This window comes from Streptomyces sp. NPDC050508 (genome assembly GCF_040655155.1).
Classification (GTDB): domain Bacteria; phylum Actinomycetota; class Actinomycetes; order Streptomycetales; family Streptomycetaceae; genus Streptomyces.
This window is the reverse complement of record NZ_JBFAJJ010000009.1, coordinates 354,167-371,082: the sequence shown is the minus strand read 5'-3', so window position 1 is coordinate 371,082 and position 16,916 is coordinate 354,167. Positions and strand designations below refer to the sequence as shown.

General features: G+C 69.8%; 14 protein-coding genes. 1 reads left to right on the top strand and 13 read right to left on the bottom strand.

Annotated elements, in window-relative coordinates; translation table 11 throughout:
- Nucleotides 1-3: 3 nt before the first annotated feature.
- The 4 genes from AB0I69_RS27005 to pdxH all read right to left on the bottom strand — a co-directional run bounded on the left by AB0I69_RS27005 (nt 4) and on the right by pdxH (nt 3,592).
- Nucleotides 4-1,419, bottom strand: coding sequence for a PAS domain-containing protein (locus AB0I69_RS27005; protein ID WP_363098256.1), 1,416 nt, complete (start codon nt 1,417-1,419; stop codon nt 4-6).
- A 130-nt stretch (nt 1,420-1,549) separates the two neighbouring features.
- On the bottom strand, nt 1,550-1,996 hold the full coding sequence (locus AB0I69_RS27000; RefSeq protein WP_363098255.1) for a GNAT family N-acetyltransferase: 447 nt from the start codon (nt 1,994-1,996) through the stop codon (nt 1,550-1,552).
- A 342-nt stretch (nt 1,997-2,338) separates the two neighbouring features.
- A complete protein-coding gene (locus tag AB0I69_RS26995) occupies nt 2,339-2,812 on the bottom strand; it encodes a DUF3592 domain-containing protein (protein WP_363098254.1) in 474 nt (157 codons plus the stop codon).
- Between the two features lie 72 nt (nt 2,813-2,884).
- The gene (pdxH, locus tag AB0I69_RS26990) at nt 2,885-3,592 is read right to left on the bottom strand and encodes a pyridoxamine 5'-phosphate oxidase (protein ID WP_363098253.1); all 708 of its coding nucleotides are present in this window, start codon (nt 3,590-3,592) and stop codon (nt 2,885-2,887) included.
- A 138-nt stretch (nt 3,593-3,730) separates the two neighbouring features.
- Between pdxH and AB0I69_RS26985 the strand changes: the two genes are divergently transcribed.
- Nucleotides 3,731-4,843, top strand: a complete 1,113-nt coding sequence (locus AB0I69_RS26985) for a citrate synthase 2 (RefSeq protein ID WP_363098252.1) — start codon at nt 3,731-3,733, stop codon at nt 4,841-4,843.
- A 75-nt stretch (nt 4,844-4,918) separates the two neighbouring features.
- Here the strand turns inward: AB0I69_RS26985 and AB0I69_RS26980 are convergent, their stop codons facing one another.
- From AB0I69_RS26980 to AB0I69_RS26940, 9 genes are all read right to left on the bottom strand, one after another.
- Nucleotides 4,919-5,536 (bottom strand): TetR/AcrR family transcriptional regulator, encoded by a 618-nt coding sequence (locus tag AB0I69_RS26980; RefSeq protein WP_363098251.1) that lies wholly within the window; start codon nt 5,534-5,536, stop codon nt 4,919-4,921.
- Entirely contained in the window at nt 5,524-6,258 is a 735-nt protein-coding gene (locus AB0I69_RS26975) for an enoyl-CoA hydratase family protein (protein ID WP_363098250.1), read from the bottom strand. The genes AB0I69_RS26980 and AB0I69_RS26975 overlap by 13 nt, the downstream gene beginning before the upstream one ends.
- Nucleotides 6,255-7,823: a 4-coumarate--CoA ligase family protein gene (locus tag AB0I69_RS26970; protein ID WP_363098249.1), complete on the bottom strand. Its 1,569-nt coding sequence runs from the start codon at nt 7,821-7,823 to the stop codon at nt 6,255-6,257. The genes AB0I69_RS26975 and AB0I69_RS26970 overlap by 4 nt, the downstream gene beginning before the upstream one ends.
- 29 nt (nt 7,824-7,852) lie before the next feature.
- Nucleotides 7,853-8,983 (bottom strand): acyl-CoA dehydrogenase family protein, encoded by a 1,131-nt coding sequence (locus AB0I69_RS26965; RefSeq protein ID WP_363098248.1) that lies wholly within the window; start codon nt 8,981-8,983, stop codon nt 7,853-7,855.
- A 70-nt stretch (nt 8,984-9,053) separates the two neighbouring features.
- The gene (locus AB0I69_RS26960; protein WP_363098314.1) at nt 9,054-10,910 is read right to left on the bottom strand and encodes a biotin carboxylase N-terminal domain-containing protein; all 1,857 of its coding nucleotides are present in this window, start codon (nt 10,908-10,910) and stop codon (nt 9,054-9,056) included.
- Nucleotides 10,911-10,936: 26 nt separating this feature from the next.
- On the bottom strand, nt 10,937-12,535 hold the full coding sequence (locus AB0I69_RS26955) for a carboxyl transferase domain-containing protein (RefSeq protein WP_363098247.1): 1,599 nt from the start codon (nt 12,533-12,535) through the stop codon (nt 10,937-10,939).
- Nucleotides 12,532-14,253 carry an acyclic terpene utilization AtuA family protein gene (locus AB0I69_RS26950; RefSeq protein WP_363098246.1) on the bottom strand — a complete coding sequence of 574 codons (1,722 nt, stop codon included), beginning with the start codon at nt 14,251-14,253 and terminating at the stop codon, nt 12,532-12,534. Before AB0I69_RS26950 ends, AB0I69_RS26955 begins: the two co-directional genes overlap by 4 nt.
- Nucleotides 14,250-15,053, bottom strand: a complete 804-nt coding sequence (locus AB0I69_RS26945) for a TIGR03084 family metal-binding protein (protein WP_363098245.1) — start codon at nt 15,051-15,053, stop codon at nt 14,250-14,252. Before AB0I69_RS26945 ends, AB0I69_RS26950 begins: the two co-directional genes overlap by 4 nt.
- A 960-nt stretch (nt 15,054-16,013) precedes the next feature.
- Nucleotides 16,014-16,895, bottom strand: coding sequence for an EamA family transporter (locus AB0I69_RS26940; protein WP_363098244.1), 882 nt, complete (start codon nt 16,893-16,895; stop codon nt 16,014-16,016).
- Nucleotides 16,896-16,916 lie beyond the last annotated feature (21 nt).

The window sequence follows — 16,916 nt, the reverse complement described above, 5'->3', positions numbered from 1 at the left end:
CCGCTACTTCTCCCCTGTGGTCCCCGCCAGGTCCAGCGCCGCCGCGATCCGTACGGCCACGTCCTCGGCGTAGATCGAGTCGGACCGTTCGAACTGGCTGCGTCCGGCGCCGCGCAGGAACGTCACCACGCCCAGCGTCCGCCCCCGGCTGCGCAGCACCGCGCACAGCGCGTGTACGGCGTCCCCGGGCCACTGCCGGACCCGGGCCCACTCCCGTGCCTGTTCGGGCGGGACGCTGCCGATGCTGGCCCGCACGGAACCGACGCGGTCGACGCACTGCAGGGCGGGATGCCCCTCGCCGTAGCGCACGGGCAGTCCGGCCGCCCCGGTGAGCAGGCTGGGCCCCGGCGCCCCCGTGGGCGTGGCGGCGACCCGGACGAGTCGTACGGCCGTGGCACGTACGCCGTCGCCATCGTTCAACGATCCGCCCGCGACCCGGTCGACGAGCGCGTGGTCGGCGAAGCCGGCGAGCGCGAAGTCGAGGTGGACGGTCGCCGCGTCGCGCGGGTCCTCGCACTCGGCGGCGGCACGGGCCGCCCGGTGCAGTTGCTGGGCGCGGAAGCGCAGCAGCGAGGCCTCCTGTTCGAGCTGCTTGGCCTCCGTGACGTCCTGGAAGAGCCAGCCGACGCCGAGCGGCACCGGTTCCTCGGTGAGCGGCGAGGCCAGCCGCAGGAACCCGCTGCGCCAGCAGCGCCGCAGGTTGCCCTCCGGCATCCGTACGCTCACCCAGATCTCCGCGGGCGCGGGCGGGGCGCCTTCGGCGAGCACATGCGTGAGCGCGGCCTCCAGCTCCTCGACCCCTTGGGCGAGCAGGTCACCGAGGGGCCGCCCGAGCACGGAGCTGCGCCCGGTACCGAACGCACGAGCGGCATGCGAGTTGACGACGGCGGGCCGCAGATCGGCGTCGACGAGCACCACTCCCCACGACGCGTCCTCAAAGAGGGCCTCGCTCAAGGCGATCGACCTCTCCAGGTCGATCTGGGCATGCACTTCGCTGAAGGCGCAGTAGACCCCGGCGGGCTTCCCGTCGGGCCCGCGCACGGCGGCGGACTGGGTCCGCACAAGCACCCGCCCACCGTCCTTCGTAAGAAGGGCGAACTCATTGACCTGCCGCCCGGGCGCCTGCATGGCGGACATGAGCCGCCCCTCGACCTCCTCGGCGTCCGCACTCCGTACGGCCCACCCGGCCAGCCCGTGCCGCCCCACGGCCTCGGCCGCGGTCCAGCCGAGGATGCGCTCCGCCTCGCGGTTCCAGTGGGTCAGCACGCCGTCCGCGTCGAAGGCACACAGTGCCGCGTCCATCCCGTCCAGCAACGCGGCCAGCAGATCGGATCCACCGACCCCCTCGGGACCACTGTCCCGCTCGGGCTCGTCGGGACCCAACTCGTCGGTGGTTCCACTACGCCGGGAAGCACTCACCTGGACCCCCTGCAGGCTGCGTCCGCGGACACGGAGCGTCGGTTCACTCACTCCCCCTCATTCAACTCGAACGTGACGCAGCACACACCGACTTCCCGCAAGATTGAAGGAATCGTTGTACTGCACCGGCCTACAGCGACCGCAACCGCATGGTGATCCACACGTCGGTCTCCCCGTCCAGCACATAGCGCTCGGTCTCGACGAAGCCCCGGGCCTCGGCGAACCGCACCCCGTCCTCGTTGGCGGCCAGGACGACGGTCTCGACCGCACCGGCACCGAGTGCACGCGCGCGCGTGAGGCCGTTCTCGTAGAGGGCGGCTCCGTGGCCCCGCCGCCGGAACCCGGGCAGCACGCGCACGATGACGGTCACCACCGCGTCCTTCCCCTCCGGGGGCCGCACCGTGGAGCACCCCACGAGCACGTCCCCCAGATACGCGTTCTCCAGCCGGTTCCGCCCGCTCCGCTCCCGCACCTCGTCGAGGGACATCGCGGCGGGCGGCACGATCAGGTTGTGGACGTGACGCCAGTCCTGGAGCGCGTCTTCCCCGTCCACCGGCTCGATACGAAGGTCGGTCATGAGCCGGACCCTAGGTGACCAGCACATTCGCGTCCACCGAGTACAAGTCTCGTAAAAAGCGGTTGATCCGTCGGCGGACGGTTCTTAAGGTGGCGAGTACTTCGGAAAGGAGGTGGTTCGGCAGATGTATGAATACCGGACGGAAGAGGTGACTGCGGGCTAGTGGCCCGCCGTCGTACTCGGTTCGGCGCCGGACCGGCGTGTGTGAGTCGCACGCAACCGGCCTAACCCAACGCAGTCACCCGACCCGCGAGCTCGCCGGTACGTCCGGCCGGCTCCCCCACCGCGAGGTGGAGGGACCTGAGCTCGCGGGTCGCCTGCGTGTCCGGCGCCTTGCGCGGTTCAGGGGCGTCGCCTTGTCGCCCACGCGACGCCCGTGCCGATGCCGGCGATCACCAGTCCGATCCCGCCGAAGACCAGCGGCATCAGCCACAGCGAGGCGAAGCCGTTGATGCGTGCGTCCTCGGGGGAGTCCGCGTGGTACAGCACCTCGACCCGCTCGCCCGCCTCGTAGGCCGGTGGCTTGGAACCCGTGGAGTCCCGGAACGTCCGCCGCGTGCCGTGCGCCGGTGTGAACTCGACCACCGGGTACGCCATGGGCCCGTTGTTCGTCCGGCTCCCGCGGGACGTGCCGGTGCTGTGGTCGGTACGCCACTCCAGGGACACCACCGTGCCCCGGGCACGGTCCGCACCTGTCAGGAACGAGACCGACACCCCCGCCAGGATCAGCCCGATGACCAGGAACAGCGTCCCGAACACGATCGTCCCGAACGTGATCCACCGACGGGCACCCAGCCCCCGCACCTGAAACCGCACGACGTCCCTCTCACTTGTTCTCACTTGTCCAAAGCGAGAAACGCTATCCCAGGTGTCCCGGCCGCCATGACCTCAGGGGCTGAGGCGCTCCACCCGCCAGGTGCCGTCCGGCTGGGTGGTGTAGCGGAGGCGGTCGTGGAGGCGGTTCTCGCGGCCCTGCCAGAACTCGACCGTCTGCGGGGCGATGCGGAAGCCGCCCCAGTGTGGGGGAACCGGGACCTGTTCGCCCTCCGGGTAGCGGGCGAGAAGGTCCTCGTACGACGACTCCAGTTCGGCTCGGGAGTGGATCACCGAGGACTGGGTGCTGGCCCAGGCGCCGAGTTGGGAGCCGTGCGGGCGGGTGCGGAAGTAGGCGGCGGTCTCGTCGCGGCCGGTGCGGCGGGCGGTGCCGGTGACCAGGACCTGGCGGGCCATCGGGTGCCAGGGGAAGAGCAGCGAGACATACGGGTTCGCGCCGAGTTCGCGGGCCTTGCGGGAGCCGTAGTTGGTGTAGAAGACGAAGCCCTGGTCGTCGTAGTCCTTCATGAGGACCGTGCGGGAGCTGGGGCGGCCCTCGGTGTCGGCGGTGGAGACGACCATGGCGTTCGGCTCGTAGACCAGCTCCTGGACCACCGCCTCCTCGAACCAGCGGCCGAACTGCGCCATGGGGTCGGCTGCCAGGTCGTTCTCGTCGAGGCCGTCCACGCGGTACTGCTTGCGCATCGCGGCGGGGTCGAGGCGAGGATCACGGTCGGCGGTGGGATCGCGGTCGGTCACGCGGTCATCCTGCCGTACGACCATGTGCGGCCACGAGTTCGGGTGGCACTCAGTGCCGCAGACCCTCCCCATGTGTGGCACTCGGCGTTATGGTGCTGATGTCTCTACCTTCGGCCCGCGAGTCCCCCGCGACCGTGGAGCCCCAGCATGAGGAGCCGCCTGATGTCCGACTTCGACCCCGGCTTTGTCCCTGGACTCGAAGGAGTCGTCGCGTTCGAGACGGAGATCGCCGAGCCGGACAAGGAAGGCGGCGCCCTGCGGTACCGGGGCGTCGACATCGAGGATCTGGTCGGTCACGTCTCGTTCGGCAACGTCTGGGGGCTGCTCGTCGACGGCGCCTTCAACCCGGGGCTGCCGCCCGCCGAACCGTTCCCGATCCCGGTGCACTCCGGTGACATCCGCGTCGACGTACAGTCCGCGCTGGCCATGCTCGCGCCCGTGTGGGGCCTCAAGCCCCTCCTCGACATCGACGAGGAGCAGGCCCGCGACGACCTCGCCCGCGCGGCCGTGATGGCTCTGTCGTACGTCGCGCAGTCCGCGCGCGGGCAGGGGAACGCGATGGTGCCGCAGCGCGAGATCGACAAGGCGCAGTCTGTGGTCGAGCGGTTCATGATCCGGTGGCGGGGTGAGCCGGATCCCAAGCATGTCGCGGCCGTGGACGCGTATTGGACGTCTGCCGCCGAGCACGGGATGAACGCGTCCACCTTCACGGCTCGCGTCATCGCCTCTACCGGTGCCGATGTCGCCGCCGCGCTGTCCGGTGCCGTGGGTGCCATGTCCGGGCCTCTGCACGGGGGTGCGCCGTCCCGTGTGCTCGGGATGATCGAGGAGATCGAGCGGACGGGGGATGCCGACGCGTATGTGCGGCAGGCGCTCGACAAGGGTGAGCGGTTGATGGGGTTCGGGCACCGGGTGTACCGGGCTGAGGATCCTCGGGCTCGTGTACTGCGGCGTACTGCGCGGGAGTTGGGGGCGCCGCGGTTCGAGATCGCGGAGGCGTTGGAGAAGGCGGCGCTGGCGGAGTTGCACGCTCGTCGTCCTGATCGGGTGCTCGCGACCAACGTCGAGTTCTGGGCGGCGATCGTGCTGGACTTCGCGGAGGTGCCGGCGCACATGTTCACGTCGATGTTCACGTGTGCGCGTACGGCGGGGTGGTCGGCGCACATTCTTGAGCAGAAGCGGACGGGGCGGCTTGTGCGGCCGTCTGCGCGGTATGTGGGGCCGGAGTCTCGTGGGCCTGAGTCGATCTCGGGGTTTGGGGATATCGCCCACTGAAGAGGGGGCTGAGATGCGTGGGCGACTGCGGACCGGATGTGGCTGGTCGCGCAGTTCCCCGCGCCCCTGAGGGCATCACCCCAAGGCGTGTTCCAACAGCATCGCCCACTGCGCCACAACCCTCTCCCGCCTGGCCCTGTCGTCAGTGAGTAGGTTGGCCAAGCCCAGGCCCCTCGCCATGTCCAAGAGGCCCTGGACCGTCTCCCGCACCCCCTGCTGAGACTCGTCCGCGTCCAACAATTCCACCGCGATGCGGTGGGTCTCGCGGCCGACCTTCCCCTCCAACTCCGTTACCCGGGGGCGGAGTTGGGCCTCGTTCGAGGCGGCGACCCACAGGTGCAGGGCCGCGCGGAACAGGGGGCCCGTGTAGAGGTCCACCAGGGCCTCGATCACTACGCGTCGGTCTGCGGCGCCCTCCGGGAAGAGGGCCCTCAGTGCTGTGGAGCGTTCCTCGGCGACGTACTCGACCGCCGCCGTGAAGAGGTCCTCGCGGGTCGGGAAGTGGTGTTGGGCGGCGCCTCGGGAGACGCCGGCGCGTTCGGCGACGACGGAGACCGTGGAGCCTGCCCAGCCGTGTTCGGCGAGGCAGGACACGGCGGCTTCCAGGAGGCGCTGTCGGGTGGCCCGGCTGCGGTCCTGCTTGGGTCTGCGGTCGACCGCGCCCGGCGCCGTCGTCGCGCTCACACCACCCATGCGGGATCCCGTCGTTCGAGGAAAGCTGTCATCCCCTCGCGGGCCTGCGCGGAGGCGAACAGCCGTGCCGAGAGCGCGGTCAGGTCGGCCGCGTCCCGGTCGAAGGTTTCCAGCACCCTAGCCGTGAGCAGCTGTTTCGTCTCGGCCAGGGCCTCGGGGGCGGCCCTGCGCAGGCCGTCGAGGACGGGGGTGAGAGTCTCGTCGACGTCCTCGCCCGCCGTCGTCAGCAGGCCTACGCCGACTGCTTCCGTCGCGTCGAAGCGTTCGCCGGTGAGGTAGTAGCGGGCCAGGGCGCGGGGGTCCGTGCGGGGCAGGAGGGGGAGGGAGATCACCGCCGGGGCCACCCCGATCCGTACCTCGGTGAACGCGAAGGTGGACTCCGTGGAGGCCGTCGCGATGTCGCAGGCGGCGAGGAGGCCGAGGCCGCCTGCCCGTACGTGGCCTGTCACTCGGGCGATCACCGGCTTGGGGAGTTCGATGATCTGCCGGAGCAGGGTCACCAGCGCCTCCGGGGGCGGGGGGTCCCGTAGGTCCGCGCCCGCGCAGAACGTGTTGCCGGTGTGGGTGAGGACGACCGCCCGTACGTCGGCGTCCTTCGCGCACTCGGTCAGCGCGTCCGCCAACTCCCTTACCAGGGAAGCCGACAGGGCGTTCCTCGTGTCCGGTGAGTCCAGGCTCAGGGTCTCGATGCCACGCGCGCGTGCCCGACCGATCGACGTCATGAGCGGCCTCGCAGTTCCCGGCGCAGGATCTTCCCGGAGGCGGCGCGCGGGACGGCGTCGATGAAGGTGACGATGCGGACGCGCTTGTAGGGGGCGACGCGTTCGGCGACGTACATCAGGACCTCGCTCTGCGAGAGGTCGGGGGCCGTCTGCTGGCGGACCACGTACGCGTGCGGGACCTCGTTGTTGTCGTCGTTGTACTCGCCCACGACGGCCGCGTCGGCGATGCCGGGGTGGGTGAGCAGGAGGGCCTCCAGTTCGGCGGGGGCCACCTGGAAGCCCTTGTACTTGATGAGTTCCTTGACCCGGTCGACGACGAACAGCCAGCCGCCGGCGTCCACGTACCCGACGTCCCCGGTGTGCAGCCAGCCGTCCTTGTCGATCATCGCGGCGGTGTCGTCGGGGCGCCCCAGGTAGCCCTTCATCACCTGGTGGCCGCGGATGAGGATCTCACCGGCCTCGCCGATGCCGAGGTCCTTGTCCGGGTCGTCGAGGGAGACGATCCGCATCTCGGTGCCGGCGATGAGTTTGCCGACCGTTCCGGGAGGTGCGGTGGGCATGTCCCGGACCGGTACCACGTGGGTGCCCGGGGACAGTTCCGTCATGCCGTAGGCCTGGCCCACGGGCGGCAGGCCCAGCCGTCGTGAGCAGGCGGCGGCGAGGTCCGCGTCCAGGGGGGCTGCGGCGCTGATGATGTACTTCAGGGACGAGAGGTCGTACTGCGCGACCGCCGGGTGTTTGGCCAGGGCGAGGACGATCGGCGGGGCCACGTAGAGGCCGGTGATGCGGTGGTTCTCGATGGCCGCGAGGAAGGTCTCCAGCTCGAAGCGGGGCAGGACCACGACGGCGGCGCCCATCCGCAGGGGTGCGTTCATCAGGGCCGTGAGGCCGTATATGTGGAAGAACGGCAGCACGGCGAGGATGCGGTCGCCGGGGCCGGTGGGGACCGCCGGCTCCAACTGGGCCAGGTTCGTGGCTATTTGGCTGTGGGTGAGCATCACGCCCTTGGGGAGGGCGGTCGTGCCCGAGGAGTACGGGAGGACCGCGACGTCCTCCACCGGGTCGATGTCGACCACCGGCACGGGGGCCGTCGAGGCGAGCATGTCGGCCAGCGAACGGTGTCCGGGCGCGCTGTCGCAGACGAATATCTCCTCGACGCCGCCCGCGAGTTCGGCGGCCCGGCGGGCCGCCTCCACGAGCGGTGACACGGTGACGATCCAGCGGGCCGCCGAGTCGCGCAGCTGCTTGGCGAACTCCTCCGGCGTGGCGAGCGGGTGCACCGTCGTGACGGAGGCACCCGCGCGCGTGGCGGCGTAGAAGGCCAGGGGGAAGGCGACCGTGTTCGGACTGTGCAGGGCGAGCACGTCCCCCTTGCGCACGCCCGCCTCCGCGAGCCCGGCCGCGATACTCCGGTGGAACCGGTCCAGTTGGGTGTACGTGAGGGTGGTGCCGTCCGTGCCGTCGACCAGCGCGGGTTCGTCCCCGAACTCGGCGGCCCTGGCCAACACCGCGTCATGGATGGGGAGTTCTACGGCCTGAACGTCTGCGTACTCGCTGCGGAACATCGTTCCTCCTGGCATGGGCCGCTGAGTGGCTAGTACGACTTGGGCAGGCCCAGGGTCTGGTGGGAGACGTAGTTGAGAATCATCTCCCGGCTCACCGGAGCAATACGAGCCACACGCGCGGCAGTTATCAACGAAGCGAGCCCGAACTCGCGCGTCAGACCGTTCCCGCCGAGGGTGTGCACGGACTGGTCCACCGCCCGCACGCACGCCTCCCCGGCCGCGTACTTCGCCATGTTGGCGGCCTCGCCCGCGCCCGCGTCGTCACCGGCGTCGTACAGATACGCCGCCTTCTGCATCATCAGACGGGCGAGTTCGAGGTCGATGTGCGCCTGTGCGAGGGGGTGCGCGATGGCCTGGTGGGCGCCGATGGGGGCGTCCCACACCGTGCGGTCGCGCGCGTACTCGACGGCCCGGGCGAGCGCGTAGCGGCCCATGCCGATCGCGAAGGCGGCCGTCATGATGCGTTCGGGGTTGAGACCGGCGAAGAGTTGGAGCAGGCCCGCGTCCTCGTCTCCGACGAGTGCGTCGGCGGGCAGGCGTACGTCGTCCAGGGTCAGCTCGAACTGCTTCTCCGCGGCGGTGAGTTCCATGTCTATCTGGCGGCGCGTGAAGCCCTGTGCGTCTCGCGGGACGATGAACAGGCAGGGCTTGAGACGGCCCGTTCGGGAGTCTTCCGTGCGGCCGACTATGAGGGTGGCGTCGGCCAGGTCCACGCCGGAGATGAAGACCTTGCGGCCGGTGAGGAGCCAGTCGACTCCGTCGCGGTGAGCCGTGGTGGTGATGCGGTGGGAGTTGGAGCCGGCGTCTGGTTCGGTGATACCGAAGGCCATGGTTCGGGTTCCGTCGGCGATTCCGGGTAGCCATTCCTGCTTTTGGGCGGCCGTGCCGAAGCGGGCGATTACCGTGCCGCAGATCGCCGGTGACACGACCATCATGAGGAGGGGGCAGCCTGCCGCTCCCAACTCCTCCAGGACGATGGAGAGTTCGGAGATGCCGCCGCCTCCGCCTCCGTATTCCTCGGGGAGGTTGACTCCTAGGTAGCCGAGCTTTGCTGCCTCGGACCAGAGTTGTTCTCGGTCGTAGGTGCGGCCGTGCCTTTTGCCTAGGGCGGATACGGCTTCACGTAGGGCTTTGTGCTCGTTTGTTTCGGTCGTGGGCATGTGGCTCCCTCGTTGTGGCTGGTCGCGCTCGCGCGGCGGTAGCCGCAAATAGATACAGCCCCGCGCCCCTTCAGGTGGGCTTCACTACCGCCAATAGAGCGGCTAGCTGGACTTGTTGGCCAGGTACTGCGTTCAGGGCCGTCAGATTGCCTGTTACCGGGGCTGTGATCTTGTGTTCCATCTTCATTGCCTCCAGCCACAACAAGGGCTCACCGGCCGTTACTTCAACTCCTACGGCCAGGCCCTCCGCAACCCTCACCACCGTGCCCGGCATGGGGGCGAGCAGTGAGCCCGGGGCCAGTTGGGCGGCGGGGTCGGGAAAGCGGGGCAGGGCCGTCAGCGCGGTGGTGTTCACGTACACCTGGTCGCCGTCGCCGTAGCGCGCTACCTCGAACTTCCGCCGTACGCCGTCCACTTCGAGTACGACCAGACCGGCGTCCACGTGGATGACGCGCACCCCGTCCGCGCTCAGGCCCTCCCTCGTGTGGCGGTACTGGACCTCGTACTCAGTGTCACCCATGGCGTAGCGCTTGGTCTGGGGCTGGGAGGGGAGGTTGCGCCAGCCGCCTCCTCCGAAGCGGGAGCGGCCGTGGGCGTCGGCCAGGGCGGCGGCGAGGGGGGCGTGCGGGTCGGGGGCTGCCTCCGTGAGTTCCGGGAGGTGGCGGTCGTAGAAACCCGTGTCCATGTGGGCGGTCGTGAACTCCTTGTGGCGCAGGGAGTTGACGAGGAGGGCGCGGTTGGTGAGCGGGCCGTGGATCGTTGCCCGGTCCAGGGCTCCGGCGAGTTTGCGGAGGGCCTCCGCTCGGGTGGGCGCGTGGGCTACGACCTTGGCGAGCATCGGGTCGTAGTGGACGCCGATGTCGTTGCCGTCGGTGTAGCCGGTGTCCAGGCGGACGCCGCTCGGGACGGCTATGCGGTGCAGGGTGCCTGTCTGGGGGGTCCAGTCGGTTGCCGGGTCCTCGGCATAGAGGCGGGCCTCTATGGCGTGGCCGCGCGGGTGCGGGGGGTCGCTTTCGAGGGGCTCGCCCTCCGCGATGCGCAGTTGGAGTGCCACCAGGTCGATGCCGAACACGGCCTCTGTCACCGGGTGTTCGACCTGGAGGCGGGTGTTCATCTCCAGGAAGTGGGCCTTGCCGTCGGGAGAGACCAGGAACTCGACGGTTCCGGCGCCCTCGTAGGCGACCGCGCGGGTGGCCCGTACGGCCAACTCGCTCAGTTCCTCCGCCAGTTGATCCGACAGGCCCGGGGCCGGGGACTCCTCGATCACCTTCTGGTGGCGGCGTTGGAGGGAGCAGTCCCGGGTGCCGAGGGCCCACACCGTGCCGTGGGTGTCGGCGAGGATCTGCACCTCGACGTGTCGGCCGCCCTCCACGTAGGGCTCGACGAAGACCTCGCCGTCGCCGAAGGCGCTCACCGCCTCGGCGCGGGCGGCCGTCAACTCGGCGTCGAGATCGGCTAGTTGCCGTACGACCCGCATACCGCGTCCGCCGCCGCCCGCCGCCGCCTTCACCAGGACCGGCAGGTCGGCCTCGGTGACGTGCTCCAGGGAGGCGATCCCCATCAGTTCCTTGGCGCGGGTCTTGGAGGCCATCGCCTCGATCGCCTCGGGCGGGGGGCCGATCCAGACCAGGCCGGCGGCCTGGACGGCGCGGGCGAAGTCGGCGTTCTCGGAGAGGAAGCCGTAGCCGGGGTGCACCGCGTCCGCGCCCGCCGCGACGGCCGCCTTCACGATCAACTCGCCGCGCAGATACGTCTCCTGGGGCGTCGCCCCCGGCAGCCGTACCGTCGCGTCGGCCATGCGCGCGTGCAGCGCGTTCTCGTCGGCGTCCGAGTGCACGGCGACCGTGCGGATGCCCAGCTCACGGCAGGTACGGAAGACCCGGCAGGCGATCTCGCCCCGGTTGGCGACGAGGACGGTCGCGATCATGTGGTCCCTCACGTCGGTCATGGGCCTCACATCCGGAAGACGCCGAAGCCACCGCGCGCACCCTCGAAGGGCGCCGTGTGGATGGCGGACAGGCACAGGCCGAGGACGGTGCGGGTGTCGCGCGGGTCGATGACACCGTCGTCGTACAGCCGCCCCGACAGGAACATCGGCAGGGACTCGGACTCGATCTGCTGCTCCACCATGGCGCGCAGCGCCGCGTCCGCGTCCTCGTCGTACGGCTGCCCCTTCGCCACGGCCGACTGCCGGGCGACGATCGACAGGACACCGGCGAGCTGCTGGGGGCCCATGACGGCGGACTTGGCGCTGGGCCAGGCGAAGAGGAAACGGGGGTCGTAGGCGCGCCCGCACATGCCGTAGTGCCCGGCGCCGTACGAGGCGCCCATGAGCACGGACAGATGCGGTACGCGGCTGTTGCTGACGGCGTTGATCATCATCGCGCCGTGCTTGATGATGCCGCCCTGTTCGTACTCCCTGCCGACCATGTAGCCCGTGGTGTTGTGCAGGAAGAGGAGGGGGATGTCGCGCTGGTTGGCCAACTGGATGAACTGGGCGGCCTTTTGGGACTCCTGGCTGAAGAGGACCCCTTGGGCGTTGGCGAGGATGCCGACCGGATAGCCGTGCAAGGTGGCCCAACCCGTCACCAGGCTCGTGCCGTAGAGGGGCTTGAACTCGTCGAAGTCGGAGGCGTCGACGAGGCGGGCGACGACCTCGCGGGGATCGAAGGGGGTCTTCAGGTCCCCCGGGACGATGCCGAGGAGCTCGTCCTCGTCGTACTTGGGAGGTGCTGCAGGCCCCGGATCGCCGTACGCCTTGCGGTGGTTGAGGCGGGCGACCACGCGCCGCGCCTGCCGCAGCGCGTCCTGCTCGTCCACGGCGAAGTGGTCCGCGAGCCCCGAGACCCGCGCGTGCATCTCGGCGCCGCCGAGCGACTCGTCGTCGCTCTCCTCACCGGTCGCCATCTTGACGAGCGGCGGCCCGCCGAGGAACACCTTCGCGCGCTCCTTGACCATGATGACGTGGTCGGACATGCCCGGGATGTACGCGCCACCGGCGGTCGAGTTCCCGAAGACGACCGCGATCGTCGGGATACCGGCGGCCGAAAGCCGGGTCAGGTCACGGAAGATGGCGCCGCCGGGGATGAAGATCTCTTTCTGGGACGGCAGATCGGCACCACCGGACTCCACAAGGCTGATGCAGGGCAGCCGGTTGGCGAGAGCGATGTCGTTGGCGCGCAGGGCTTTCTTCAGCGACCAGGGATTGCTGGCCCCGCCGCGCACGGTGGGGTCGTTGGCGGTGATCAGGCACTCCACGCCCTCGACCACACCTATCCCGGTGACGAGCGAGGCACCGACCGCGTAGTCACTCCCCCAGGCGGCGAGCGGGGAGAGTTCGAGGAAGGGGGTGTCGGGGTCGAGGAGCAGCTCGATGCGCTCGCGGGCGAGCAACTTGCCGCGCTTACGGTGCCGTTCGACATACTTCGGCCCGCCACCCGCAAGAGCCTTCGCATGCTCGGCGTCGAGGTCGGCGAGCTTGGTGAGCATGGCCTCGCGGTTGGCCGCGTAGTCGGAACCGTTGGTGTCCAGGGCCGACGGAAGGACGGTCACAGCAGGACCTCCGGAATGTCCAGACGACGGGAACGCAGCCATTCGCCCAGGGCCTTGGCCTGCGGATCGAAACGATGCTGGGCGGCGACGCCCTCACCGAGAATCCCCTCGACAACGAAGTTGAGGGCACGAAGGTTGGGCAGCACGTGCCGCACCACGCCCAACTCGGCGGTCTCCGGAAGGAGTTGCCGGAACCGCTCGACGGTCAGCGCATGGGCGAGCCAGCGCCACGCCGCATCCGAACGCGCCCACACCCCCACGTTGGCGTTCCCTCCCTTGTCACCGCTACGGGCCCCGGCGACCAGACCAAGGGGCGCCCGCGCCGTGGCCCCTTGTGGCAGAGGCTCGGGGAGGGCCGGCTGCGGAACGTCTTCCAGTACGAGGGTGTCGTGGGCCGGGGCCACAGCAACCCGGCGCCCGTCATGGAGGACGGCCACATGGTCGACGGCACCATGGGGGACATACACGTCATCGAAGACGCCATAGGGCGCTCCCTTTCCAGGTGGGGTCAGCACATGGAAGCCGGGGTAACTGGCCAGCGCGAGCTCGACGGCGGCAGCGCTCAGCGACCGCCCGACGACCTCCTGATCGGAGTCCCGCACGACGAGCCGCAGCAGCGCACTCGCCGTCTCCTCGGTCGAGGCATCGACATGATCGGTACGGGCGAGATCCCAACGGAGTTCACCGGGCCGGGACTTGGCGTTCCCCTCGCCGAACACGGCATCCATCTGCTCCCGGACGAGAGCGGCCTTGCGCTCGATGTCGAGCCCCGTGAGCACGAAGGTGACCTCGTTGCGAAACCCGCCCAGCCGGTTGAGCCCGACCTTGAGGGTCGGCGGCGGAGCCTCCCCCCGCACACCCTCGACACGCACCCGATCGGGACCGTCCGCCCCGATCCGGACGGTGTCGAGGCGGGCGGTGACATCGGGACCGGCGTACCGGGCACCGTGCGTCTCGTAGAGCAGCTGCGCGGTGACGGTACCCACGTCCACAACCCCACCCGTGCCGGGATGTTTGGTGATGACACAGGAGCCGTCTTCATGAATCTCGGCAAGCGGAAAGCCGGGCCGGCGGAGCTTCTCAGGCGCATGCTCGGTGAAGAAGGCGTAGTTGCCGCCGGTGGCCTGCGTCCCGCACTCCAGCACATGCCCGGCGACCACGGCACCCGCGAGCCGGTCGTAGTCGTCGGGCCCCCACCCGAAGTGAGCGACGGCAGGACCGGTGACGAGGGCCGCATCGGTGACACGCCCGGTGACCACGACGTCGGCCCCCGCGTCGAGACAGGCGGCGATACCGAACCCACCGAGATAGGCGTGGGCGGCAAGGGCACCCGGATACCGCCCGGCGAGATCGTCCCCTTCCACATGAGCAACCCGTGCAGCTATCCCGAGCCGATCAGCCAACTTCCTTACGGCGTCGGCGAGTCCGGCCGGGTTGAGCCCCCCGGCATTGGTGACGATCCGCACCCCCCGCTCATGGGCGAGGCCGAGGCACTCCTCCAACTGCTTCAGGAAGGTGCGGGCGTACCCGGCGCCGGGGTCCTTGAGCCGGTCCCGCCCCAGGATGAGCATGGTCAGCTCGGCGAGGTAGTCGCCGGTGAGAACGTCCAGTCGACCACCGGTGAGCATCTCCCGCAGGGCGTCGAACCGATCGCCGTAGAAGCCGGAGGCGTTACCTATCCGGAGCGGGACGGGCCCCGGTCCGCTCCGGGAGCTCACTGGCCGCCCCCCTGCCCCTGCTTCGGCGGGCGCCCGGCACCGGGTGGTCCCGCGAAGGCCTGCGCGATGTCGAGCCACCGATCGGCGTCGGCCCCTTCGGCCCGCACGGCGAGGTCGGCGCGATGGGCTCGCCGGGTGACGAGAAGACAGAAGTCGAGGGCGGCTCCGGTGACACGTTGCGGAGCACTGTCAGGGCCGTAGCTCCACAACTCACCTGACGGAGCGCGGACTTCAACACGAAACTCCTCACTCGGCGGGGTCAGCCCATGGACGCCAAAGGCGAAGTCACGTGCACGCACACCGATGCGCACCACATGCCGAAGGCGGTCTGTAGGTGGCCGAACCACACCGACCGCGTCAGCAACATCCTGCCCATGGGCCCAGGTCTCCATAAGACGGCCGGTAGCCATAGAGGCGGCCGACATGGGTGGCCCGTACCAGGGGAAGCGGGTTTTTGTAGGTGCGGCACTCAGGGCAGCCAACAGGGCGACCCGCCCGGCCCGCCAGTCGGCGAGAAGCTGGGCAGGCGGTTTCGCGGCCCCCTCCTCCGCCCCCGCGTCCACGAACGACTCGGGAGCGGCGAGCGCCTTCTCGACCAGCGCCCCGAACGCGGCCTCGTCCGTCACGGCAAGCAGGGCGGAATGGTCGGTCCAGGCCAGGTGGGCGATCTGGTGGGCGACGGTCCAGCGGGCAGCGGGGGTCGCGAGCGCCCAGCCCTCCGGGCTCAACTCGGCCACAAGCCGGTCGAGTTCCTCGCTCTCCTCACGCAGGTCGTCGAGCACGCGCGTCGGATCGGACATGGGGGGAGCATGGCAGGGGCATCAGAAACAATCAAGCGTGCTTGCATTATTTAGGTTCGGCTGGGATGAGATGGGGAGGCGGGTTGCTCTGGGCCTGAGTCGTGAAGTGGTCGTTGGGCCGCCCGCTTCTTTGTCAGTGTCGGGATTGCGTGAGCCGAGTAAAGGGCGCTCCCTGCGGTCGCGTCGGCTGCGCCGATTCCGCTGCGCTCCACCCTTGACTCGTCTCACGCAATCCCGTTTGAGAAGCGAGCGGGCGGCCCCGAGGGATGGGTGGCCCAGGCAGGATGGCCCTTGCCTGTACTGCCTTGCGGGCCGGTGTTCGGGGGCGCGCTCGCGTCTCGCCTGCACGCCGGGCCGGCTCAGCGGCCAACGGCGAGTGGGGCGTGGGGAGTGAAGAGGGGTGGGTGGAGGCCCGGTGGGTGGCGGGCGCCGACGGACAGGACACGATCACATCCCCGCTCCCCCCGGCCCTGAGGCGCCCCCCGGGGTACCCGGTCCGTGGAAGTGTGACAGTCGAAGCGGAAGTGTCACACTTTCCGGACCACCCCACCCCAGCCCCCGCCCCTCTCCCTACAGGACTGCAGAGGCTGGGGACTTTTCTAACCAGTCATGGGACAGGTCAGTGGTTAGTCTGACCCACACACCTTCCAGCACCCCCACCCACCCACGCGCTCACGCACTCACCCACTCGCGGTTGGCCGCTGAGCCGAGGCGGCGTGCAGGCGAGACGCTGACGCGCCCCTCCACCCCGGCCCGCAACGCAGTACCGGTGATGGCCATCCTGCCTCGGCCACCCGTTCCTCCGGGCCGCTCGCTCGCTTCTCCAACGGGCTGGAGCGGCCCGAGTCAAGGGTGGAGCGCAGCGCAATCGGCGCAGCCGACGCGCAGCGCAGCGGAGCGCCCTTTACTCGGGCCGTGGAAGCCCGACACTGACCAAGAAGCGAGTGGCCCAACAGCCACCTACGCGTTCACCTTTCCCCGCCCCACCTGTGTCCGCACAGCCCCCATACTCGCCGCGATAACAAGGGCGATAGCCATGGCTTCAGGGACGGACAGCGCCTGGTGAAGGATCAGGAAGCCCGCCGTCGCAGCCACGGCAGGTTCCAGGCTCATCAGGATGGCGAAGGTGGAGGAGGGAAGGCGGCGCAGAGCCAGAAGCTCAAGGGTGTAGGGCAGAACGGAAGAGAGAACCGCGACCACCGAGCCGAGGGCGATCGTGACGGGGTTCAGAAGTCTCGTGCCCGATTCCGCGATACCGAGCGGCAGGAACACGACCGCCGCCACAACCATCGCCAACGCCAGCCCGTCGGCCTGCGGAAAGCGGCGCCCCGTACGGGCACTGAAAACTATGTACGTCGCCCACATGGCGCCGGCCGCCAGGGCAAAGGCCACACCTACAGGGTCCAGGCTGCTGAAACCTCCGCCACCGAGGAGGAAGACGCCCGCCAGGGCGAGCCCCGCCCACACGGCGTTCAGCGCGCGCCGGGACGTCAGCACAGATAGGGCAAGCGGACCCAGCACCTCCAGCGTCACCGCCGGCCCCAGAGGGATGCGGGCCAGTGACTGGTAGAAGAGGCCGTTCATCGCGGCCATCGTGACGCCGAAGACGACGACCGTGCCCCAGTCCATGCGCGAGTGGCCGCGCAGGCTCGGGCGGCAGATCACGAGCAGGACCACCGCCGCCATCAGCAGGCGGAGCGTCACCACACCCAGCGACCCCGCCCTCGGAATCAGTGTCACCGCCAGCGCACCGCCGAACTGCACCGAGACACCCCCGGCCAGCACCAGACCCACCGGTCCGAGCGAGCCGAGGCGGCGCGGGGCGACGGGCGCGGTGGCCACGGGGGCGGAGGTCGACGACGT